Annotated in this window: 20 protein-coding genes; 16 read left to right on the forward strand and 4 right to left on the reverse strand. The window is 43.0% G+C overall.

What is annotated here, in order from left to right:
- Nucleotides 1-127: 127 nt before the first annotated feature.
- Nucleotides 128-1,759 (reverse strand): methyl-accepting chemotaxis protein, encoded by a 1,632-nt coding sequence (locus L2717_RS12705; protein ID WP_076496250.1) that lies wholly within the window; start codon nt 1,757-1,759, stop codon nt 128-130.
- 152 nt (nt 1,760-1,911) lie between these two features.
- Nucleotides 1,912-2,802: a DMT family transporter gene (locus tag L2717_RS12710; RefSeq protein WP_220774977.1), complete on the reverse strand. Its 891-nt coding sequence runs from the start codon at nt 2,800-2,802 to the stop codon at nt 1,912-1,914.
- Between the two features lie 236 nt (nt 2,803-3,038).
- On the opposite strand from L2717_RS12710, the gene L2717_RS12715 reads away from it, so the two are divergent.
- Entirely contained in the window at nt 3,039-3,824 is a 786-nt protein-coding gene (locus L2717_RS12715; protein ID WP_246611805.1) for an AraC family transcriptional regulator, read from the forward strand.
- Nucleotides 3,825-4,554: 730 nt separating this feature from the next.
- On the opposite strand, the gene L2717_RS12720 is transcribed toward L2717_RS12715, so the two are convergent.
- Nucleotides 4,555-4,941, reverse strand: coding sequence for a GreA/GreB family elongation factor (locus L2717_RS12720; RefSeq protein WP_248938067.1), 387 nt, complete (start codon nt 4,939-4,941; stop codon nt 4,555-4,557).
- 998 nt (nt 4,942-5,939) lie between these two features.
- On the opposite strand from L2717_RS12720, the gene L2717_RS12725 reads away from it, so the two are divergent.
- Entirely contained in the window at nt 5,940-7,232 is a 1,293-nt protein-coding gene (locus L2717_RS12725; protein WP_220775095.1) for an O-acetylhomoserine aminocarboxypropyltransferase/cysteine synthase family protein, read from the forward strand.
- Between the two features lie 133 nt (nt 7,233-7,365).
- On the opposite strand, the gene L2717_RS12730 is transcribed toward L2717_RS12725, so the two are convergent.
- Nucleotides 7,366-8,526, reverse strand: coding sequence for a methyltransferase (locus L2717_RS12730; RefSeq protein ID WP_220775105.1), 1,161 nt, complete (start codon nt 8,524-8,526; stop codon nt 7,366-7,368).
- A 162-nt stretch (nt 8,527-8,688) separates the two neighbouring features.
- Between L2717_RS12730 and L2717_RS12735 the strand changes: the two genes are divergently transcribed.
- The 14 genes from L2717_RS12735 to bfr (L2717_RS12800) all read left to right on the forward strand — a co-directional run bounded on the left by L2717_RS12735 (nt 8,689) and on the right by bfr (L2717_RS12800) (nt 21,644).
- Entirely contained in the window at nt 8,689-9,264 is a 576-nt protein-coding gene (locus L2717_RS12735; protein WP_220775107.1) for an alpha-ketoglutarate-dependent dioxygenase AlkB family protein, read from the forward strand.
- Between the two features lie 185 nt (nt 9,265-9,449).
- Nucleotides 9,450-9,770: a BolA family protein gene (locus L2717_RS12740; protein ID WP_220775106.1), complete on the forward strand. Its 321-nt coding sequence runs from the start codon at nt 9,450-9,452 to the stop codon at nt 9,768-9,770.
- Between the two features lie 252 nt (nt 9,771-10,022).
- A complete protein-coding gene (gene luxS, locus L2717_RS12745) occupies nt 10,023-10,532 on the forward strand; it encodes an S-ribosylhomocysteine lyase (RefSeq protein ID WP_220775225.1) in 510 nt (169 codons plus the stop codon).
- A gap of 161 nt (nt 10,533-10,693) precedes the next feature.
- On the forward strand, nt 10,694-12,748 hold the full coding sequence (locus L2717_RS12750) for a TonB-dependent receptor (RefSeq protein ID WP_220772496.1): 2,055 nt from the start codon (nt 10,694-10,696) through the stop codon (nt 12,746-12,748).
- Between the two features lie 402 nt (nt 12,749-13,150).
- Entirely contained in the window at nt 13,151-14,485 is a 1,335-nt protein-coding gene (locus tag L2717_RS12755) for a Na(+)-translocating NADH-quinone reductase subunit A (protein WP_220772494.1), read from the forward strand.
- Nucleotides 14,485-15,684 carry an NADH:ubiquinone reductase (Na(+)-transporting) subunit B gene (locus L2717_RS12760; protein ID WP_220772492.1) on the forward strand — a complete coding sequence of 400 codons (1,200 nt, stop codon included), beginning with the start codon at nt 14,485-14,487 and terminating at the stop codon, nt 15,682-15,684. Before L2717_RS12755 ends, L2717_RS12760 begins: the two co-directional genes overlap by 1 nt.
- A complete protein-coding gene (locus tag L2717_RS12765) occupies nt 15,677-16,465 on the forward strand; it encodes a Na(+)-translocating NADH-quinone reductase subunit C (RefSeq protein WP_220772491.1) in 789 nt (262 codons plus the stop codon). The genes L2717_RS12760 and L2717_RS12765 overlap by 8 nt, the downstream gene beginning before the upstream one ends.
- Complete coding sequence (locus L2717_RS12770) at nt 16,465-17,097, forward strand: NADH:ubiquinone reductase (Na(+)-transporting) subunit D (protein ID WP_076496277.1); 633 nt, start codon at nt 16,465-16,467, stop codon at nt 17,095-17,097. The genes L2717_RS12765 and L2717_RS12770 overlap by 1 nt, the downstream gene beginning before the upstream one ends.
- 5 nt (nt 17,098-17,102) lie before the next feature.
- Nucleotides 17,103-17,711 carry an NADH:ubiquinone reductase (Na(+)-transporting) subunit E gene (gene nqrE / locus L2717_RS12775; RefSeq protein ID WP_006080469.1) on the forward strand — a complete coding sequence of 203 codons (609 nt, stop codon included), beginning with the start codon at nt 17,103-17,105 and terminating at the stop codon, nt 17,709-17,711.
- Nucleotides 17,712-17,757: 46 nt separating this feature from the next.
- Nucleotides 17,758-19,014, forward strand: a complete 1,257-nt coding sequence (nqrF, locus tag L2717_RS12780; RefSeq protein ID WP_220772489.1) for an NADH:ubiquinone reductase (Na(+)-transporting) subunit F — start codon at nt 17,758-17,760, stop codon at nt 19,012-19,014.
- Nucleotides 19,015-19,112: 98 nt separating this feature from the next.
- Nucleotides 19,113-20,159: an FAD:protein FMN transferase gene (locus L2717_RS12785; RefSeq protein WP_220772487.1), complete on the forward strand. Its 1,047-nt coding sequence runs from the start codon at nt 19,113-19,115 to the stop codon at nt 20,157-20,159.
- A gap of 15 nt (nt 20,160-20,174) precedes the next feature.
- Entirely contained in the window at nt 20,175-20,399 is a 225-nt protein-coding gene (gene nqrM / locus L2717_RS12790; protein ID WP_006080474.1) for a (Na+)-NQR maturation NqrM, read from the forward strand.
- 294 nt (nt 20,400-20,693) lie between these two features.
- Nucleotides 20,694-21,167 carry a bacterioferritin gene (bfr, locus tag L2717_RS12795; protein ID WP_220772485.1) on the forward strand — a complete coding sequence of 158 codons (474 nt, stop codon included), beginning with the start codon at nt 20,694-20,696 and terminating at the stop codon, nt 21,165-21,167.
- Between the two features lie 9 nt (nt 21,168-21,176).
- Nucleotides 21,177-21,644, forward strand: a complete 468-nt coding sequence (bfr, locus tag L2717_RS12800) for a bacterioferritin (RefSeq protein WP_220772483.1) — start codon at nt 21,177-21,179, stop codon at nt 21,642-21,644.
- Nucleotides 21,645-21,733 lie beyond the last annotated feature (89 nt).

Raw genomic sequence — 21,733 nt, forward strand, 5'->3', positions numbered from 1 at the left:
AGCCTAAAAAAGTGGCATCCGTTTTAGCTGTCGTGGCATAAACAGACTTATAAAAGGCTTAAATAAAGAGTGCCAACACTGAGCACTCTTCATTGCGACAATCGTTTCCTGTTATAAACTATCTAGACTATGCAACTTTAAAGCGCGCCACTTCTTTTTGAAGATTACTACAAATGGTTTTTGTGTTGATCACGATTTGCTGTGTTTCTTGAATCACTGAATTACAGTATCTTGTTTTATCAGATAATTCTGTCAAGTTACGGTTAATCTCCTCAGTCACGTGGGTTTGTTCTTCAGTCGCAGTGGCGGTTTGGGTGGACATGTCACTGACCTTAGCGGTGGAATTTAAGATTTCATCTAAGGCATCTTGAGTTTGGTTGGCTAGGCTGACTGTGGACGCGGTCAAGCTGGCGCCTGATTCAATACTTCTCACCGCATCGTTTACACCGCGTTGTAATTCTTCAATCATGCGCTGAATATCTTGGGTTGAAGAGCCTGTTCGGCTCGCTAAGGTACGTACCTCATCGGCGACAACAGCAAAGCCGCGGCCTTGTTCACCTGCGCGAGCGGCCTCAATAGCAGCATTAAGTGCTAAAAGATTTGTTTGCTCTGCAATGGAGCGGATCACATCGAGTACCGAGGCGATATTGGCTGAGTTAACGGCGAGTTTTTCGATCACGACCACCGCATTTTTTACCGATTCAGAAAGTTGCTGAATATGATCGACTGACTGCGATAATACTTTTTTACCTTCTATCGTTTGATCATTCACCTTAGTAATTTCGCTGGCTGTGTGCTGAGCATTTGTGGCAACTTCTCTCACCGCCGCACTCATTTGATTAACAGCGGTGACTATAGTATCGACAAACTGCTCTTGTTCATGGCTGATGCTAATTGTTGTCGCCGATTTTGTTGCTAAGTTTTCAACAGTGTGACTCACATCTTTGGTTTGACTAATAATTGCGATAACCATTTCTTGTAACTGCGCGACAAATAAGTTGAAAGCATGGGCAAGAGCACCTATTTCATCTTGGCGAACGATGGGAATGCGCTGGGTTAAATTGCCGTCGCCATCAACAATATCATTGATTCTGCTGGTAATATCCTTAATAGCATCAACGATGATTTTAGGGCCGAAATAGGCAATTAGGAGGGCGACAATGGCCACTAAACTGGCAATAGTTAAGGATATTTGGCTTTGAGTCGTCGCTTGTTCAGTTGCTTGTAAATCTAACTCTTTCACTCTGTTATCAGCAGCTTCCCCGGCGGCATTATAGATGCTTCTTAACGCATCAAACTCTTGTTTAGCTTTAGTTTCGTGCAGCCGTTTAGCGCTTTCAATATCATTACTTTTGACGGCATTAATGACTTCAGACGAAGCTTGATACCAAAGCGAAAATTGCGCATCAAACCCATTGGTGGATTGCAGAACTTGAGGATGGTCTTTTAGGATTTTTTTAAACTCACCCATTCTATCGCGGGCTTGATCGACGTTTTCTTGCCAATTATCAATTTCACTTTTGCGATTATCAGCGTTTAGCTCTGGTTTTAGTAACACTTCTTCGCTTAATTGCGCTTGGTAAAGATCGCGATCAGCATTGAGTATTGCTGAAATTGCCGGATTAAATAACTGACTAAACTCTTGCATTTGTTTCACCGTAGCACGGCTCTGCGTAGCGTCGGTTATTGCCATAATAATCAGTGCAGCAGCCATAATTGCAAACATCAGTGAAAACTTAACACGAATACTATTGAACATAGGGACATCTCCATTAATAACTTACTAAATAGCTTAGCCGTTATTTATGGAGTTGCCTTTATTTGCAGCCGATTGCGGCGCTATTTTGTGTTAATTACTCGCGTGTGAATCACCTTGACAGTGTTGCCAAGGCTTTGACTCTTTAACCTATATTAGTCAGGGCAAGCTAACGTAGGAGCTACTTTGGGTTTAAATTTAATCTGTACCAGCATGACACCCATAATAACCATAGAGCCGCCAATATAATGATAAATGGCTAAGGTTTCATCTAGAATAATTGCCGCCAGTACCGCTGCAACAATAGGCATCAGATTGAAAAATACACTGGCGCTATCTGCCCCGAGTCGATTGATACCATTGATCCACGCCCATGGTGCTAAAAGTGATGCCGCTATGGCTGCGTACATAACAAGCGGCGCGGATTGGGTGGTAATGGCCATACTTGAACCGCTAAATAATAGTGGTAACAGTAAAACCACAGCTATCACTCCTTGAATATACACGGATTCCCAAGTGGCTAACGGTAGTTGCCAGCGTTTGATTAAAACACCATAGAGGGCATACATAAAAGCACTGATTAGTAGCAGTATGTCACCTTGGGTTACGCCAACCGAAAAGTTTACGATATCGCCCTGACTCAACATAAAAATCAATCCAAACAGTGAAATAATCATTCCTATCAATGCAAGTGGTGATAACTTTTGTTTGAGTAATGGCACGGCTAAAAATAGGCTTATCATCGGCACTAATGAGGTGATGAGTGCCATATTCGTCGCCGTGGTCGTGGCAGCTGCAAAATAAGCCAGACTCTGATTTAACACCATACCAAGCAATGCGAGTGTGGCAAATTTGGGTAACAGTGGCTGAATGATATGGCGTTTTTTCCATACAGGCTTAATAACGAATGGCGTCAGTATTAGCATGGCGAAAAACCAGCGGTAAAACGCGATCGCCTCAGGCTCAATCATTCCAAAGGACAGTTTATTCACAATCGAATTACCCGCCCAGATAAAGACAGCCAATAGGGGAAATAGGTACAACATAATTTTGCCTTAATCTAGCGTCGTTAAGTATCGACATCACCTTATAAGCCGCTATTATCTATGGTCGGCTGCGATATAAATATCGCTTAACAGACAAGGTCAGTTTCACTTCGGACAGAGTGTGGTTAAATATTACACCTTGCATGAGCATTCTCGCGTTATTGCATTAATACCGTAGTGCGGGGCTGAGACTGTTAGCATGTGTGAAGCAGGTAATATCCGCTTGAGATGAAAATATGAACAAAAAAATGGTTTACCATCCCCTATGGGCAGATCAAAAACCTCTTGCGGATATCTTTTTCAATTATGAGGCCTTTTTACCTAATACGGTTACGCCCAAACACCAACATTCTTGGGGGCAATTGCAGTTAATTAACGGCGGTATTATGGAGTTACATGCCGCAGGGCAGCGGTTTTTATCACCGTCACAATATGCTATTTGGGTACCTGCAGGTATAGAGCATGAAAGTTATACTCGGCGCAGTATACATTATTGTTCAATGAACATTGTCGTCGAACAGACATTAGGCTTTCCCCTTGAAACCTGTCTTTTAAGCGTAACGCCGATTGCTCAATCGATAGTCAATGATTTGCGAGAACGAGGCGTTAAGGTTGCAGAAACACCAGCAGATAAACGTTTAGTGAAGGTTTTACTCGATCAATTAACCTTAGGACAAGCCTTGCCGCAGTTTTTACCCAATGCGACAGATAAACTGTTATATCCGCTGTTGCAGGCGCTTGAGGCCGATCCCGCAAGTTCAAAAACCTTTAAAACTTGGGCGGTTGAGTTGCATACCACTGAACGCACCTTGGCTCGTCGCTGCCAACAAGTATTAGGTATGAGTTTTACTGAATTAAGGCAAAGGCATAAGTTTATTTATTCACTGCAATTATTGCGGCAAGGATTAGCGATAAAAGAAGTTGCATTAACGCTTGGTTATAACCAAACCTCACCTTATATCGTGATGTTTAAAAAGTATGCTCAGTGTTCACCAGAACAGTATCGGCGCCGATTGGGATAGTTTATGACGTTAGGATGTATGAGACGATAGATCACCCAATGATAACTGGATTGCAGAAATAGCGTGACTGAGTAATAAACCGATAAAATAAAATAGGGTGCTAAAGTATTTAGCACCCTATTTTTTGCTTATTTTAAGAGAGGATTGAAGAAATTTTTAGGATAAGCTTAGTCGGATGCTTTCGGGCGGTTCCGTTTATCCTGACGCTTCTCTTTTAAGGTTTTCATTGGCGGTTTTTTATTCTTTTCTTTACTCATAGATATTGACTCCAAAGTGAAGGTAACTATCTACTCCGTGCCGCAATTCGGTTTCGATAGTGAGGTTCAATTTTTTAATTTCGATTGAACTAGATGATTTATCGTGATGCATAAAATTATTGCTGTATAAACTTAATCATTGAGGTGTCGTACTTATTCCTCGTAACATCATATTGTATAGCTAATAAAGCGCTGCCATGACTTTATATAAGCTAATGTATGAGTTAGTTTAAATGTTAATTTTGTTTATATTTCATCGCATAATCAATGTGCATCATTAATAAATGGTGCGGCCAGTTAATGACTTCAAAATAAAATCTCCTCTTATTTTACCGTGTTTAAAGCCGCTATAAGCTTTGTTGCTAAAGCGAGTTGGTAGTATGTTGCCACTAAATTGAACATACTATTTTTAAAAACGAACACTTAAAATGCATATAGGTGTCAAATAGCTACCTAGATATTATAAATAAAAACTATTTTTTAATTAAACCAATGTCTTTAATCATAAATAAAACAGGTTTTCCTAAAATATTGACCTCTGCCATCTCGCCCTTTGACCGTCCAAGTAAGCTGACACCTAAATCTGATATCACAGAATAGCGTCCTGCACTGGGTTTATGTTTTTGTGGATACACAAGTTCAACTTGATATTCCTGCTGATCCTGCAAATTAACTAAACAGATTTGCTTTCCTACAGTGACGTTATCGCTTGTGTTATCATTTTTTAATTGCTCAAGCTTGCTTATCACTCCCGCTAATGCGGTTGGACGTAGGGAGGTGTTAAAACTATTTTGTAAATAATACGTTTCTGTTTTTAGAATAAGATTCTGAAAGAAACCGTTAAAAAAAGAGTATGTCATTGCCGCCTCTAAAATAACGAAGTTACAAAGATAAACAGAGAATTATATAATACTATTATTGGTATTCTGTGTTTATTTGAAAGACTACTTAGTATCTGCCGAGCGTGAGTGACGCTCGGCTTAAACTGGGAATTTGAGAGAGAAGCGAATGGTGCTTACTGAGTTAAACCTAGTAGCAAGCCCATTAGAAGGTCGTGATGAAAATGCATTGTTAAACATAGTTTTACATCTCCAGTCAGAATGAGTGTTTCGCTATTTAATCTTTACCTAACCACATAATCGTTAAAGTGATGATAGTTGATTTCGTAGCTAGTTTTTATCTAAAAAATTTAATCGTTATTGGCTAATTTGATACACCATAATTGCTTGCTTGATACCATAGGACAAGTAAAAAAATAAAGCAAGCCTGACTCTACTAATGTCGACAAATAGACTTATTTACCTGTAGGAATGAGTTTGAGGCTGGAATAACGCAAGTAAGACATGACTTACGCTCATCAAATAAACAGGGTGTTTTATAGTGCGCGCTAAAATAATACTCTTTAGGAGCAATGGTGTGGCTTAACGTATTTAAATCAAGGTTTATAAAAATATAACGAGGTATTCAATTCAAAGCCTTAAGCTCGTCAAATCAATGCTCTAGATGCATCCCGCTGGAGAATGCATCGCTTAAAGCCACATTCAGATAGCCATGTTCACATAACCATATTCGGATAGTCACAGCCAACGCAGTGTTTAACAAACTTATAAAACATGATGCAGATAATGATTGAACATTGAGTCGTTAAAAATATTTAGACTTCCAGATGGCTATCTGTTAGCTTGTTGAACATGCACAAATCCAATGCTGTCCCAACATTGTTTGGCTGAAGGTTGGCATTGTGATTAGCGAAAACACAGATGCGTGAGGATGCTGAAGGCTAAGTGTTGTCACTCACCACGGCAAAGCGTTGAAACGTAGGCATCGTTAATAAGCGATATCAATAAAGGAAGGGAATATGAAATTAGAGTCACTGGCATTGCACCACGGTTATGAGTCAGAAGCGACCACCAAGTCGGCCGCTGTACCTATCTATCAAACCACTTCTTATACCTTTGATGATACCCAACACGGCGCTGATTTATTTGACTTAAAAGTCGCGGGTAATATTTATACGCGGATCATGAATCCCACTACTAGTGTGTTAGAGCAGCGTCTTGCCGCCATTGAAGGTGGTATAGGAGCGCTGGCTGTGGCATCGGGTATGGCGGCCATTACCTATGCGATTCAAGCATTGACTCAGGTGGGGGATAATATTGTCAGTACTAGCCAGCTTTATGGCGGTACTTATAATCTGTTTGCCCATACGCTACCGCGCCAAGGTGTTGAAGTGCGTATGGCGGCCTTCGATGATTTTGAAGGACTCGATGAGTTAATTGATGACAAAACCAAAGCTTTGTTTTGCGAATCCATCGGAAATCCAGCAGGTAATATTGTTGATTTACAGCGTTTAGCTGAGATAGCCCATAAACATGGTGTGCCTTTGATTGTCGATAATACGGTCGCGACACCTGTGCTATGTCGTCCGTTTGAACATGGTGCTGATATCGTTATCCATTCTCTAACTAAATATATTGGCGGTCATGGTACAACGATTGGCGGCGCGATTATTGACTCAGGCAAGTTTGATTGGGTGGCGAATAAAGAGCGATTTGCGTTACTGAACCAAGCCGATCCTTCGTACCATGGCGTGGTATATACCCAAGCCTTTGGATCTGCCGCTTTTATTGGTCGTTGCCGTGTGGTGCCGCTGCGTAATACGGGGGCTGCGCTTTCACCACATAGTGCATTTTTACTGTTACAAGGGCTAGAAACCTTAAGTCTTAGAATGGAGCGCCATTGTTCCAATGCGTTAGCCTTGGCAGAATATCTTGTGCAGCATCCCGCGGTCAGTTGGGTGAACTACGGCGCCTTAGCCAACAGTCCTTATCAAGCTAATTGCCACAAAATCACTGGTGGTAAAGCCTCTGGGATTATTAGTTTTGGTATTAAAGCGGCCACGTCTGAAGAAGGTAAAATTGTCGGTGGACGTTTTATTGATGCGCTGCAGATGATTTTGCGCTTAGTCAATATTGGCGATGTAAAATCGTTAGCCTGTCATCCCGCGAGTACGACGCACAGACAATTGGATGCTAATGAATTAGCCAGGGCTGGGGTATCAGAGGATCTCGTGCGTATTTCGGTTGGGATTGAGCATATCGACGATATTATTGCCGATGTTGCGCAGGCACTTGATAAAGCACTGCTCTAATTGCAGTGTGATTGAAATCTTTTAACGTTTTATTCTTAAATTAATGATTTAAAAATTAAAAGCCGCCAGCGACTCTGTCGCTGGCGGCTTTTTTGTTCGTAAAATTAACTGTGAGTCTTACTCACCTGAACTTTTAATCAGCTACGTGATTTAATGGGCTATTTTTCTGTGCTTGCAATATCACAAATTTACCGTTGGAGGCGACTGTGGTGCAGTTTTGAAATAAGCGCTGTAATTTCACGTGATAATTTAAATGACGATTACCCACAATATGTAAGATACCGCCATCTTTTAAACGGCGGCGTGCGTCTAAAAACATTTGCCACGCGATGTGATCGGTAATGGCTTCGCCTTGGTGAAAGGGCGGGTTACACAGCACCAAGTCGGGTTGCACTTCATCTGGCAGATGTGTCATGCAGTCGTCCCAATAGAAGTGGCCTTTATCTGCGGGTAATGAGTTGCGCGCCCAGTTGGCTTTAGCGGATGCAACTGCCATATCAGAATCGTCGATAAAATGGATATCAGCAGCCGGGAATAACTGTGCAGCTCGTAAACCCAGTACACCATTGCCACAACCCAGATCGACAATTGATTTAAAGTCTCCTTTCGGCAGATTGTCTAACATGATACGTGCGCCAATATCGAGCTTATTCGCGGCAAATACATTGCTTAAATTACTGATCTCGAGTTGATATTCAGGCACGACCCAAGTGACTTCTTTAGCTAATGGTCTGGATTTACCATCACTGACACAGGTAATTACTCGGGTGTTTTTCCAGGCTAAACTAGCGCTTGCTGGGCCTAAATGCTTAGCAAAGACATCGAGTAAGGCGCCATTAATCGATTTAGCTTTGGCGGCCACTAATACACGAGTGCCAGCGGGTAACACTTGCGATAAGCGTGTTAGCTGGTGGGCAAAGTAGCTTAAGTTTTTAGGTAACTTCATCAATACTAAGGCTAAGTTTTCTGGCAAGGTATCGCGGCTGGTAAACCATTGTAGATTATTGGCAGATAGCTGATTGCGGACATGATTTTGCTCTGTGCCTAAAAAGCTGGTTCTGGCATCGGTTTCAACACACAGTGGCCAACTTGGATTCAATTTGAATAAACCACAACTTAACACGCCAAAATTATCATTGATAATGGCGGTGGGAACGGCGGGTTGTGCAGCTTCAACCAGACTTTTGAGTAAGTGTTCATCGGCGGCATCCCAAGCTTGAAGATGAGACTCCTGCTGAGCCGGATACCGTAAAAGTTCGAGTTCAACACCCGCTACTGAAAATTGTGTTGTCATGTGCCACACTGCGCCAATAAATTAGGGCGCAGATTATCGCAGATTTCATGGCGCAGTGCGACGCCTTAGCGTGTTGGCTCAGCGCAGAGTATCAATCGCTCGATAGGAGAATGTGTGTGTAAGCAAGTTGATGACATAGCGCTGCTAGCAGCTAAGCTAACAATGCAGCCAAAACCTCCTATTACGCTAGTGCGAGGTTATCTCAATACCGAGCAGCAAGCCGCGCTGATAAAAGAAGCGCAGGCTTATCCCTTGAGTCGTCCTGAAATCCAAGTCTTTGGTAAATTTCATGCCATTCCCCGCCAGCAGGTTTGGTTTGGCGATGTAGGTTGCGACTATTTATATTCAGGTCTTTTTATTCGCGCCTTACCTTGGCCTAAATATGCTAATAAGCTTAGGCATAAATTAGCTAAGGATTTTGGCTTGGGCATTAATGGCGTATTAGTGAATTGCTACGCCGACGGTAAGGATTGCATGGGCACCCACAGCGATGATGAGCCGGAAATTGCCAAGGGCAGTGATATTGCTTCGATTACCTTAGGCGCGTCGCGGGATTTTGTGCTTAAGCATAAACACAGCCAAACAAAGTACAGTATCAGTTTGCAGAGCGGCGATTTGCTGATTATGCATTGGCCGATGCAAAAGGATTGGCTGCATAGCTTACCTAAACGCTTGAAAGTAAAAGAGCCGCGTTGGAACTATACCTTTAGACAATTAATCGTTAATTTTCATCGTTAATGCATGTGCTTAATGTCTATAGTTAATGTCCATGGGCTACACACTTTCGATACATGGTGGTCAAAAATAATTTGGTCATGCTAGTAATATGATAAGTAGCGTCACCTACAGGCGTTGCTATTTGATCTTTGCCACTCGAACCAGTAATCTTCGCCCACTGGATTTTCCCATTCTGAGACTCGAATATGTCCAATACTCAAACCCAGGGCACAGTGGCTAACATTATCACGCAGAAGTTAACGGCAGGTTTTTCGCCAACCCACTTAGAAGTGATTAACGAAAGTAATCGCCATCATGTACCGCCAAATTCAGAAACTCATTTTAAAGTGGTGCTAGTGAGTGGACAATTTGATGGTTTACGCCTGTTGGCTCGTCATCGATTAGTGAACACGCAATTGGCCCATGAGTTAGAAAATGGTGTGCATGCATTATCGATTCATACTTTTACTCAAAGTGAATGGGATGCGGATGCGCAAGTGGCCAATACGCCAAATTGCCGCGGATAATCAATAAATTTAAGTCTGTTTTGTAGTTTTAAAGCCACTCCTAACGCGAGTGGCTTTTTTGTTTTAGGCTAATATTTTTAGTCTCGTGTAAGGTGGCAGTCTTGTTTGTTATTTTTTTTGGATAGGATATAGATGAGATGATTTCATCTTTGCTTATCTTATTATCGGCATAATTATTTTGGTGTTATGCTTTAAAACCATAAACCCACTGTTATAGCGGCGTTGTGTCGCCCTGAGAATTTGGAGAGCCTTATGCCACTACTTGATAGTTTTACTGTTGATCACACTCGGATGAATGCACCTGCAGTGCGCGTAGCTAAACATATGAGCACACCTAAGGGTGATGCGATTACGGTATTTGATTTACGTTTTTGTGCTCCGAATAAAGAGATCCTCAGTGAGCGTGGTATTCATACTTTAGAGCATTTATTTGCTGGCTTTATGCGTGATCACTTAAATAGCAACAACGTTGAGATTATTGATATATCGCCTATGGGTTGTCGTACCGGATTCTATATGAGTTTGATTGGTGAGCCGACAGAGCGCCAAGTTGCGGATGCTTGGTTAGCTGCAATGGAAGACGTGCTTAAAGTGGTTGAACAGTCAGAAATTCCAGAACTTAACGAGTACCAGTGTGGTACTTATGAGATGCATTCATTAGAGCAGGCACAAGATATTGCTCGTAATATCATTGCGGCTGGCGTGAGTGTCAATCGTAATGATGATTTGAAACTAAGCGATGAAATTTTAGGTAAATTGTAATTATTGCCCACAGTTTTTTAGCATAATTACTTAGTAAATTCTGTTTCCTGCAATTAATGAAAAAAAGCGACCTAAGTCGCTTTTTTTTTCAAACCAATTCAGCTACTTTACAATCTGATAACAAAAATATCGTGTGCTAACAAAGTTTTTGGGAGTTTGGTATGCCTACTCATTACTTCACTGTATCGCTCTGTGCTATTTCGGTATCTTTGGCTTGTTCTAACAATGCATTCGCCGATGACCTTTACAGTCAACTGCTCGAGCTTAATAAACTTAACAGTACATTTCATTCATCCCAAAGTAGTTTAGCTTTAGAACAATTAACGCCATTGACCGTTTTACCTGCAGATCTCAGTGGTAACCCCGCGAGCATCAGTATGCGCAGCACGAGCCAAGGCATAGCAGTATTACAAGATAGAGTGTATTTCTCTCCCGCGCCTTATGCTGCGCCGCAATTACAATTATTACCTAATTTACTGCAACAGCAGAGTGTCAACGCGACGCCGATGGCTAATATGGCAGTGGGTGGCCAAGGGGCATTTGGGGTAGTGAGTTATCAAACTTTACAGGTGGCTGAACAAGCGGAACATAGTAAGACGACTTTGGAGGGAAATACCGATTCAGATTATAGCGTTGATGTGAATTGGGGGGTGAAAACAAAAGACTATGGCATGGTACTCGCGGTTAATTACAATGACGCTAGTAGTAGCGACCACTTGTTTAATGGTCAGGATACAGACCGTCAAACGACAGATATGTTATTTAAAATCAACGCTTCGAGTTTACTCGGTGCCAGAAATCCGCAAGTGACTGAATTTACCTATCAATTTCTCGATGATGATAGCTACCGCTCCCTACTTGGATTAACGCAGGCTGATTGGCAGCAAGATCCAATGCGCCTCTATGCGGTAACCGCGGCGGATAAACACCAAGGACGACATCATAAGTATCAACTCTCGCACCAAGTTGCACTAGCGGGAGGCGATAAAGTCATTACCGACTTCTATTACCAATCCTATTCACAACAATTAAATCAACTTAATCAATTTGATGGCCAGATGATTGATGCGAGGAGCCTTGCTACAATTGCAGCATTTGAACGCCAGCCCACGGTTAATGGCGTAGCGGTGGCTTCACTACAGCAAGATAATGATTACAGCTCCTTTGGTATGCAAACAGAATCGGTGAATCAATACGGCGCTCACCAAATTATCTACAGCGCCCGATACCATACCGATAAAGCCGAAATGCACTTTGGCGACCAGCAGAGCTTATGGCAGCAAGATTTAAGTTTAATGAGTGATGCGCCCAATGCGCTATCAGCCTATACCGACGATGCAACTGCATTCACTTCAGCAATCGACTCGTTATTTAATTGGGCGGGATTACAGCTCAAGCTCGCGTTAGCCTATGAGCAAGTCGACGTTACCCGCGAGGTCGACATCGCTTATGTGGGGCTCGATGCGGTTGATTTTTCCGATAGCGATTGGATGCCGCAACTAGGCGTTTTATATGATGCAGGAGATTGGCGCCTCAGTACCGATATTCGCCGCTCATGGACAGCGGCGAGTGCGGGCAATCTTGATCAAGAAGCGCAAGTGTCATTGCATTATCAAGTCAGTGCCCAATATGCCAGCAACCGTTTTAATGCCGGTATTAAAACGTACATTCAAGATTTTGATAACCTGCATGTGAGCTGTGATGCCTATGCAAGTTGTGCTGATAGTCGTTTGTGGGTTCAAGGTAATGTTACCGATGTACTGACCAAAGGCGTTGAGCTGGATCTTGGCTATCAATGGGATGTTGGCAGTGTGCAGTTACCTTTGACGCTGCATTACCAATATTCTAACTCTGAGTATCAAACCAATAGTTGCAATGAAATCCAGGGCTGCGTCGTGGCTGGCGATAGAGTGGCTTGGTTACCAGAACAACAACTTCAGTTGAGTGCTGGGATGAAATATGACGAATATGCGCTCAATGCCAATGTCTTTTATCAATCTGAGCGGGAAATGGGTCAGTTTGGTGCACAATTACAACCTATCGCGGCGCAATGGCGGGTCGATTTAGCGGCAAACTATCATTTTGACCGCCATAATGAGATTTATTTTCGTATAGAAAACCTCTTAGATGAGACATTAGTCTCGACAGCATCAAATAGTGGAATTCGATCTGAAAATGGACGTATTAGCTATTTAGGCTATCAATTACGCTTTTGAGTTGAGGTTAATCTCGTTTGAATTTAAATCAATTGAAACAAATAAGATCAATTTCACTGTGTTTAGCTGAAGTGTCGACGTTTGGCTAAATTAAATCTTTAAATATTAATGCTATAGTACTTCGTGGTCGTAATATTCTCTCTTTCTGATCGCTCATTCAGTTGGAAGCAGAACTCCGTAGTGCACGATTCTTTTAAAACCGAATTGTAGGTTTTAAATCACCCATAATTTTCGTGGCGATGCCAAGTCAATTGGGGTAAACTGCGCGCGACCAGCGTGATTGCGATCGCATTTCTGTATTTAAACCTGCGCTAGCTCAATGCAGTAGGTTTTTGTTTAAAACTTACGTATTTAGCAGGAACGCGGCGCATTGTCTTTCCTTCAAACGTAGTGCTTGTGGATATGATTACAATTAAGAAAGGATTGGAACTGCCTATAGCAGGCGGACCAGAGCAAGTTATCCATAATGGCCCAGCCATTAGACATGTAGCTACTTTGGGTGAAGAGTATATTGGCTTACGTCCAACGATGAAGATCAAAGTGGGCGATAAAGTACAAAAAGGCCAGGTTCTTTTTGAAGATAAGAAGAATTTAGGCGTTAAATATACGGCTTTAGCCAGTGGTACTATATTAGACATTAACCGGGGCGCTCAGCGTGTTCTGCAGTCTGTTGTCATTGAAGTGGAAGGAAACGAAAGCGTTACCTTTGCTAAATATGATGCCACTGCGCTCGATACGCTTGACTCACAGTTAGTCCGTGACAATCTGATTGAATCAGGTTTATGGACTGCTTTGCGAACTCGTCCCTTTAGCAAAGTGCCTGCTGTAGACTCTTCTGCTGCTGGTATTTTTGTCACCGCAATAGATACTCAACCTCTTGCCGCTGATCCCGTTGTGGTGATCCGTGAGCATAAAGAAGATTTTGCTAACGGTCTTAAGATTTTAGCAAGACTTACTGACGGTAAAGTTTACCTTTGTAAAGCGCCTGGCGCTGATATTCCTGCCGCAAACGCCCAAGTTGAAGAATTTGCCGGTGTGCACCCTGCAGGATTAGTCGGTACTCACATTCACTTTTTATTGTCTGCCTCTGCAAAACGTACCGTTTGGCATATTGGTTACCAAGACGTAATAGCTGTTGGTCAGTTATTTACGACGGGTGAACTCAATACCGAACGTGTTATTGCGATCGCAGGCCCTAAAGCGGCTAAGCCAAGACTACTTCGCACTGTAATGGGTGCCAGTATGACGGAACTAACAGCCGGTGAAGCCTTAGATGGCAATATTCGTCTAATTTCAGGCTCAGTTCTGAACGGTCGTACAGCTGTTGGCCCACAGGGGTATTTAGGTCGTTACCATACTCAAGTCAGTTTGCTAGAAGAAGGCACAGAGAAAGAATTTTTAGGCTGGGTTTTACCTGGTTCAGACAAATATTCTATTACTCGTGCATTCTTAGGGCATCTTGTTCCTTCTCGTCTGTTCAATATGACGACCAGTACAGGTGGTTCAGACCGCGCTATGGTACCTATTGGTAACTATGAGCGTGTCATGCCATTGGACATTCTTCCTACTATGCTGCTGCGTGATTTAATTTCAGGTGACTTTGATGGTGCTGCTACTTTAGGGGCATTAGAGTTAGATGAAGAAGATCTCGCACTGTGTACGTTCGTATGTCCTGGCAAGTATGACTACGGTTCATATTTGCGTGACTGTTTAAATACGATCGAGAGGGAAGGCTAATGAGCTTGAAAGATTTTTTCGAACGTATTGAGCCCGACTTTGAGAAGGGCGGTAAATACGAAAAGTTTTATGCCCTGTTTGAAGCGGCATATACGATTTTTTATACTCCAGGCAAAGTGAACAAGGGCAAAACCCACGTTCGCGATAACCTCGACCTAAAACGTATGATGATTACGGTTTGGGCTTGTGCCTTCCCTGCCATGTTCGTGGGGATGTACAACGTAGGTTTACAAGCTCAAGTTGCATTAATCGCGGGTTTTGCGACTCCTGATGTATGGCAAGTCAGCTTGTTCAGCCTATTTGGTACTGAACTGACTGCAAACTCTGGCTGGCCAGCACTGATGTGGTACGGCGCTTGTTTCTTCCTACCTATCTATGCGGTGACCTTTGCCGTAGGTGGTATCTGGGAAGTACTGTTCGCCTCTATCCGTGGTCATGAAATTAACGAAGGTTTCTTCGTGACTTCTATCCTGTTTGCTTTAACGCTGCCAGCCACTATTCCATTATGGATGGTCGCGCTGGGTATCACCTTCGGTGTGGTCGTGGCGAAAGAAGTATTCGGTGGTACAGGACGTAACTTCTTAAACCCAGCACTAGCGGGTCGTGCCTTCTTGTTCTTCGCTTATCCGTTGAACATGTCAGGTGATACCTCATGGGTTGTGGCTGACGGCTACTCAGGTGCGACAGCACTGAGCCAAGCTGCAGCAGGCACGTTAGATTACGCAATCAACCAAAACTGGTGGGATTCGTTCTTCGGTTTCATTCCTGGTTCTGTCGGTGAAGTGTCTACATTAGCGATTCTGTTAGGTGGTTTGGTCATCATCTACACTCGTATCGCATCATGGCGTATCGTTAGCGGTGTAATGGTCGGTATGATTGCCATTTCTACGCTGCTTAACTTTGTCGGTAGTGACACTAACCCAATGTTTGCAATGCCTTGGTACTGGCACTTAGTGTTAGGTGGTTTTGCGTTTGGTATGATTTTTATGGCGACAGACCCAGTGTCAGCGTCATTTACTAATCAAGCTAAATGGGCATACGGTATCTTGATTGGTGCAATGGCTGTGTTTATCCGCGTGATTAACCCTGCATTCCCTGAAGGCATGATGTTGGCAATTTTGTTTGCTAACTTGTTCGCGCCATTGTTCGACCACTTTGTGGTTCAGGCAAATATCAAGCGGAGGATTGCCCGTGGCTAATAATAAAGATTCGTTCGGCAGAACCTTATTTGTCGTCGTTGGCCTATGTTTGATTTGTGCGATATTTGTATCTACGGCAGCCGTATTACTGAGACCGACTCAAGCAGAAAATAAACTGCTTGATAAGCAAAAGTACATTCTGGAAGCTGCAGGTCTTATCGATACTAAAGCTGGCAAGGTCACCAAAGCGCAAATTCTGGATACATATGGCAAACACATCGAAGCTAAACTGGTCGATTTGAAAACGGGTGCTTGGGTTGAGGGTGTTGATGCTGACACATTCGATCAACGTAAAGCGTCTCGTGATGTGAAAACCTCATTTGTACCTGAGCATGACATTGCTTCAGTGAAGCGTGTAGCGGATAACGCCGTGGTTTATCTGGTTCGTGATGAACAAGGTAAATTAACGAGTGTCATTCTGCCAATACATGGTTATGGCCTATGGTCAACTATGTATGCCTTCCTTGCGATGGATGCTGACCTAAACACAGTGCAAAGCTTAGTCTACTACGAGCAAGGTGAAACGCCGGGCTTAGGTGGCGAAGTACAAAATGCACAGTGGAAAGCGAAATGGCATGGCAAAAAGTTATTTGATGAGCAAGGTAAACTTGCTATCAGCGTGACTAAAAACCCAGCAGTTGCTAGCACTGAATACGGTGTTGATGCATTGTCTGGTGCAACTTTAACCAGTAACGGTGTGCAACATTCACTGACATTCTGGTTAGGAAAAGAAGGTTTTGCGAGTTTCATTGAAAAAGCCCGCAATGGAGGTCTCAGCTAATGTCTGACGCTAAAGAACTGAAACAGGTTCTGACAGGACCTATAGTCAACAACAACCCGATTGCTTTACAAGTACTGGGTGTATGTAGTGCATTAGCAGTAACGAGTAAACTCGAAACTGCGCTGGTAATGGCGTTGGCGTTAACTGCGGTAACTGCGTTTTCGAACCTGTTTATCTCAATGATCCGTAATCATATTCCAAGCAGTGTGCGTATTATCGTGCAGATGACCATTATTGCCTCTTTGGTGATCGTGGTTGACCAATTGCTACAGGCTTATGCTTATCAGATCTCTAAGCAGCTGTCGGTATTCGTGGGCTTAATCATTACGAACTGTATCGTAATGGGGCGCGCCGAAGCCTACGCGATGAAAACACCGCCAATGTTGAGCTTTATGGATGGTATCGGTAACGGTTTAGGTTACGGTGTCATTCTGTTAGCGGTTGGCTTCGTACGTGAACTGTTTGGTAACGGTTCTCTGTTCGGTGTTGAAATCCTGCACAAGATCTCTGATGGCGGCTGGTATCAACCAAACGGTTTGCTACTACTGCCTCCGAGTGCGTTCTTCCTGATCGGTATTCTGATTTGGATTATACGTACCTATAAGCCAGAGCAAGTTGAAGCAAAAGGGTAAGTGCGATGGAACATTATATTAGCCTGTTAATTCGCTCTGTTTTCATTGAAAACATGGCACTGGCCTTCTTCCTAGGTATGTGTACTTTCTTGGCTGTGTCTAAGAAAGTGACCACTGCTATGGGCCTAGGGATTGCGGTAGTTGTAGTGTTAACTATCTCTGTCCCAGCAAACCAAGTTATCTATCAAGGGCTACTTGCTCCTGGTGCACTTGCTTGGGCTGGCGCACCTGAAGCTGACTTAAGCTTCTTGAAATTCATTACCTTTATCGGTGTGATTGCGGCTTTGGTTCAAATTCTGGAAATGGCACTAGACAAGTACTTTCCGCCTTTGTACAACGCATTAGGTATTTTCTTACCTTTGATCACAGTGAACTGCGCGATTTTCGGTGCGGTATCATTCATGGTCGAGCGTGACTACAAGTTAGGCGAGAGTGTGGTGTTTGGTTTCGGCTCAGGAGTAGGTTGGGCATTAGCTATCGTATTGATGGCCGGTATCCGTGAGAAGCTGAAGTATGCCGACGTGCCTAACGGTCTGCGTGGTTTAGGTATTACCTTTATTACTGCGGGTTTAATGGCCTTAGGTTTCATGTCGTTTTCTGGTGTGTCTCTGTAAGAGATGCATAACGGCTTCTTGAATTGGACCTTCTAAGGATAAGTTAATGGATATTCTTGGTATTTTTAAATCTACTCCGCTTGAGGTTTACCTCGGTGTGAGTATGTTTACTGCTATCGTCCTCATCTTGGTATTAGTGATTTTATTCGCTAAGTCTAAGTTAGTGGCTAGCGGTGACATCACGATCGGCATCAATGACGATCCTGAAAAAGCAATTACAACCGGTGCTGGTGGTAAGTTGTTAGGCGTTTTGGCTAATAGCGGTATCTTCGTATCGAGCGCGTGTGGTGGCGGTGGCTCATGTGGTCAATGTCGCGTGGTGATTAAGTCTGGTGGCGGTGATATTTTGCCAACCGAACTTGATCACATCAGCAAAGGTGATGCCCGTAAAGGTTGTCGTCTTTCTTGTCAGGTTAACGTTAAGAACGATATGGAAATCGAGCTTGACGAAGAAATCTTTGGTATCAAGAAATGGGAATGTGAAGTTATCTCTAACGATAACAAAGCCACTTTCATTAAAGAACTGAAGCTGCAAATTCCTGATGGCGAGTCTGTACCATTCCGTGCTGGTGGTTATATTCAAATCGAAGCTCCGGCTCACCATGTTAAATATGCAGATTTTGATGTACCTGCAAAATACCGTGGCGACTGGGAGCACTTTGGTTTCTTCAATCTTGAGTCTAAGGTTGATGAAGAAACGATTCGTGCATACTCGATGGCTAACTACCCAGAAGAGTTCGGTATTATTATGCTGAACGTGCGTATTGCTACGCCTCCACCACGTAACCTGACTCTGCCTTGCGGTAAGATGTCATCTTACATTTGGAGCTTGAAAGCTGGTGATAAAGTCACGATTTCAGGCCCATTCGGTGAATTCTTCGCGAAAGATACCGATGCTGAAATGGTGTTTATCGGCGGTGGTGCGGGTATGGCGCCAATGCGTTCACATATCTTCGACCAACTGAAGCGTCTGCACTCTAAACGTAAGATGAGCTTCTGGTACGGTGCACGTTCTAAGCGTGAAATGTTCTACGTAGAAGACTTCGATGGCCTCGCGGCTGAGAATGATAACTTCGTATGGCATGTGGCACTTTCAGATCCTCAACCAGAGGATAACTGGGATGGTTACACAGGTTTTATTCATAACGTATTATATGAAAACTATCTGAAAAACCATGATGCACCAGAAGATTGTGAGTTCTACATGTGTGGACCTCCAATGATGAACGCTGCCGTAATTGGTATGTTGAAAAATCTTGGTGTCGAAGACGAAAACATCTTGTTGGATGACTTCGGCGGCTAATGTTCATTAGTCCTAGATAAAAGAGTTGCAGATGTTAAGGATAGCCTTTCATCTGCAACTTTTGCGTTTAAGGGCACAAATAAGAGTGGTAGGTCATTATGTTTCAGACCTTAAAAATCAATAGCTCAGTATTAAAGCATTCAGTAAATTGGCTGGTCCTTCTAGGGCTGGCCTTTTTTGTTTCAGCTTGTGCCAAACAGAACGAAATGATTTCGTTGTCTGGCAGCACTATGGGCACTACGTATCACATTAAAGTGGTATCAAACGAGCAGATGCCCACAGTGCAGTTACTGCAAGAGGAAATTGATTTAGCCCTTGAGCTAGTCAATGACGAAATGTCGACATACCGACCTAATTCAGAATTATCTCGTTTCAACCAATTGCCATTGGAACAAAGTGTTGAAGTATCGCCAGACACGATTAAGGTCGTCGAAGAAGGAATTCGTTTATATCAAGTGACGGATAAAGCGCTGGATATTACCTTAGGTCCTTTAGTTAACCTGTGGGGTTTTGGCCCTGATAAGCGCCCGACAAAAGTGCCGACGCCGGCGGATATCGATGCCGCTAAAGCAAAAACCGGTATTAATGAACTTTCTATTGAGGGTAATCGTCTAATCAAACATAACGCGCATTTGTATGTGGATTTATCATCGATTGCGAAGGGATTTGGGGTTGATAAAGTGGCTTCCATTCTTAATAAATACAACGCTGCTGGATATTTAGTTGAAATTGGTGGCGAGCTGAGTATCAAAGGCACTAAGGCCGATGGCAGTGCTTGGCGCGTTGCAATAGAGCAACCGACCGACGATGGTACTGAAGCGATACAACAAATTATCGCGCCGGGTACCATGGCAATGGCGACATCAGGCGATTATCGTAATTATTATGAAGAAAATGGCCAGCGTTTTACCCATATAATTGATCCGCGTACTGGCATGCCGATTAATCATAAACTCGCATCCGTGACAATATTGCATCAAAATTGTATGACAGCTGACGGTTTTGCGACGGCGATGATGGTTTTAGGTACAGAAGCATCATTGGAGCTTGCCAAGCAGCAACACTTGGCGATAATGCTAATTGAAAAGCAAGGCGACGGATTTAAGGTTTATTACAGCGACGCCTTCAAGCCTTTCCTTATCTAGTTTTTGGAGTAAACCATGACCTCTTTTATCGCGGCATTTGTGATTTTGTTATTATTCTTTTTGCTCATGTCGATAGGTTATCTCATCAAGCGCAAGGCCGTTGAAGGAAGTTGTGGCGGTTTAGGTGTTCTAGGGATTGAGAAAGCGTGTGATTGTGATGACCCTTGTGACAAACGTAAGCGTCGTATGGCCGCTGAAGAAGCGCGCCGTGAGAAGTTAACAAAAGACCGTATTATTTAATTGTCTTAACTAAATGACCTGTAGAGACGTAAAACTTATCTCTAGTTCAGGTTAAATAATAGCCTCCCATTGTGGAGGCTATTTTTTGGCCTCAGATTTATCTGTATGGGCTAACCGTTTGAGATTTATCCTTATGATATGAGTAAGATGGCCTGTGAATCTAAGTGTGAATGAGAACGGTTTTTATCATTAAGTAAGTGAAATATAAAGATAATTTGAGTTATAGGTCAAATTGTACTAGGCTAGTCGTTTGATATAGATCAATCTTTTCTCGTTTACCAAGGATAGTAACTTATGAAAGGTCATCCTAAAGTGGTTGGACAACTGAATCGGGTGCTTACCTGTGAGTTGACTGCCATCAATCAATATTTTCTCCATGCCCGCATGTTTAAACATTGGGGCTTTGAGAAGCTTAATCACGTTGAATATAAAAAATCCATTCAAGATATGAAGCATGCCGATAAGCTCATCGAGCGGGTATTGTTTTTAGAAGGATTACCTAATTTGCAGCAACTTGAAAAGCTGCGTATTGGTGAGCATAGCGAAGAAATGCTCGGCTGCGATGCGGCCATGGTACAAGAGCAACTCATTATACTGCGTGATGCGATTAGCTTGTGTGAAGCTGAGCAGGACTATGTGAGCCGCGATATGCTAGAAGAAATTCTCGAAGACGAAGAAGAACATTTAGATTGGCTTGAATCGCAGCAAGAGCTTATTAGCTTAACCGGTATTCAAAATTATCTACAATCGCAAATTAGCGACCAATAGGAGCGGAATATGAAAGGCGATAAAGACGTTATCGATGCGTTAAATCGACTCCTAACGGGAGAACTCTCGGCCATGGATCAATATTTTGTCCATGCCCATATGTATGAAGATTGGGGATTTAATGAGCTCTATGAGCGCATTGCCCATGAGTCAGATGATGAAAAAGCCCATGCCGCTAAGTTAGTGCAGCGTATTTTATTTCTCGAAGGTATACCTGATGTTGCCGCCCGTGAGGCATTAAACATAGGTAAAGATGTAACCGAAATGATGCGTAACGATCTCGCCTACGAGTACAAGGTCGCAGATGATTTACGCCAAGTGATTGCCCTGTGTGAGCAAAAGCAAGATTACCAGACCCGCGAAATTCTCGAAGTGTTACTCGACGATACAGAAGCGGATCATATGTATTGGCTCGAAAAACAACTCGGGTTAATTGACCGTATCGGGTTACAAAATTATTTACAAACTAAGATGTAATTTATAATCCCAGCGCTAAAAAACTTAGCGCTGGGGTTTATCTAGACTACCTTCCTACACGACAAGCCCGCGATTCACACCTTACAACT

It is taken from the genome of Shewanella glacialipiscicola (genome assembly GCF_023283485.1).
GTDB lineage: Bacteria > Pseudomonadota > Gammaproteobacteria > Enterobacterales > Shewanellaceae > Shewanella > Shewanella glacialipiscicola.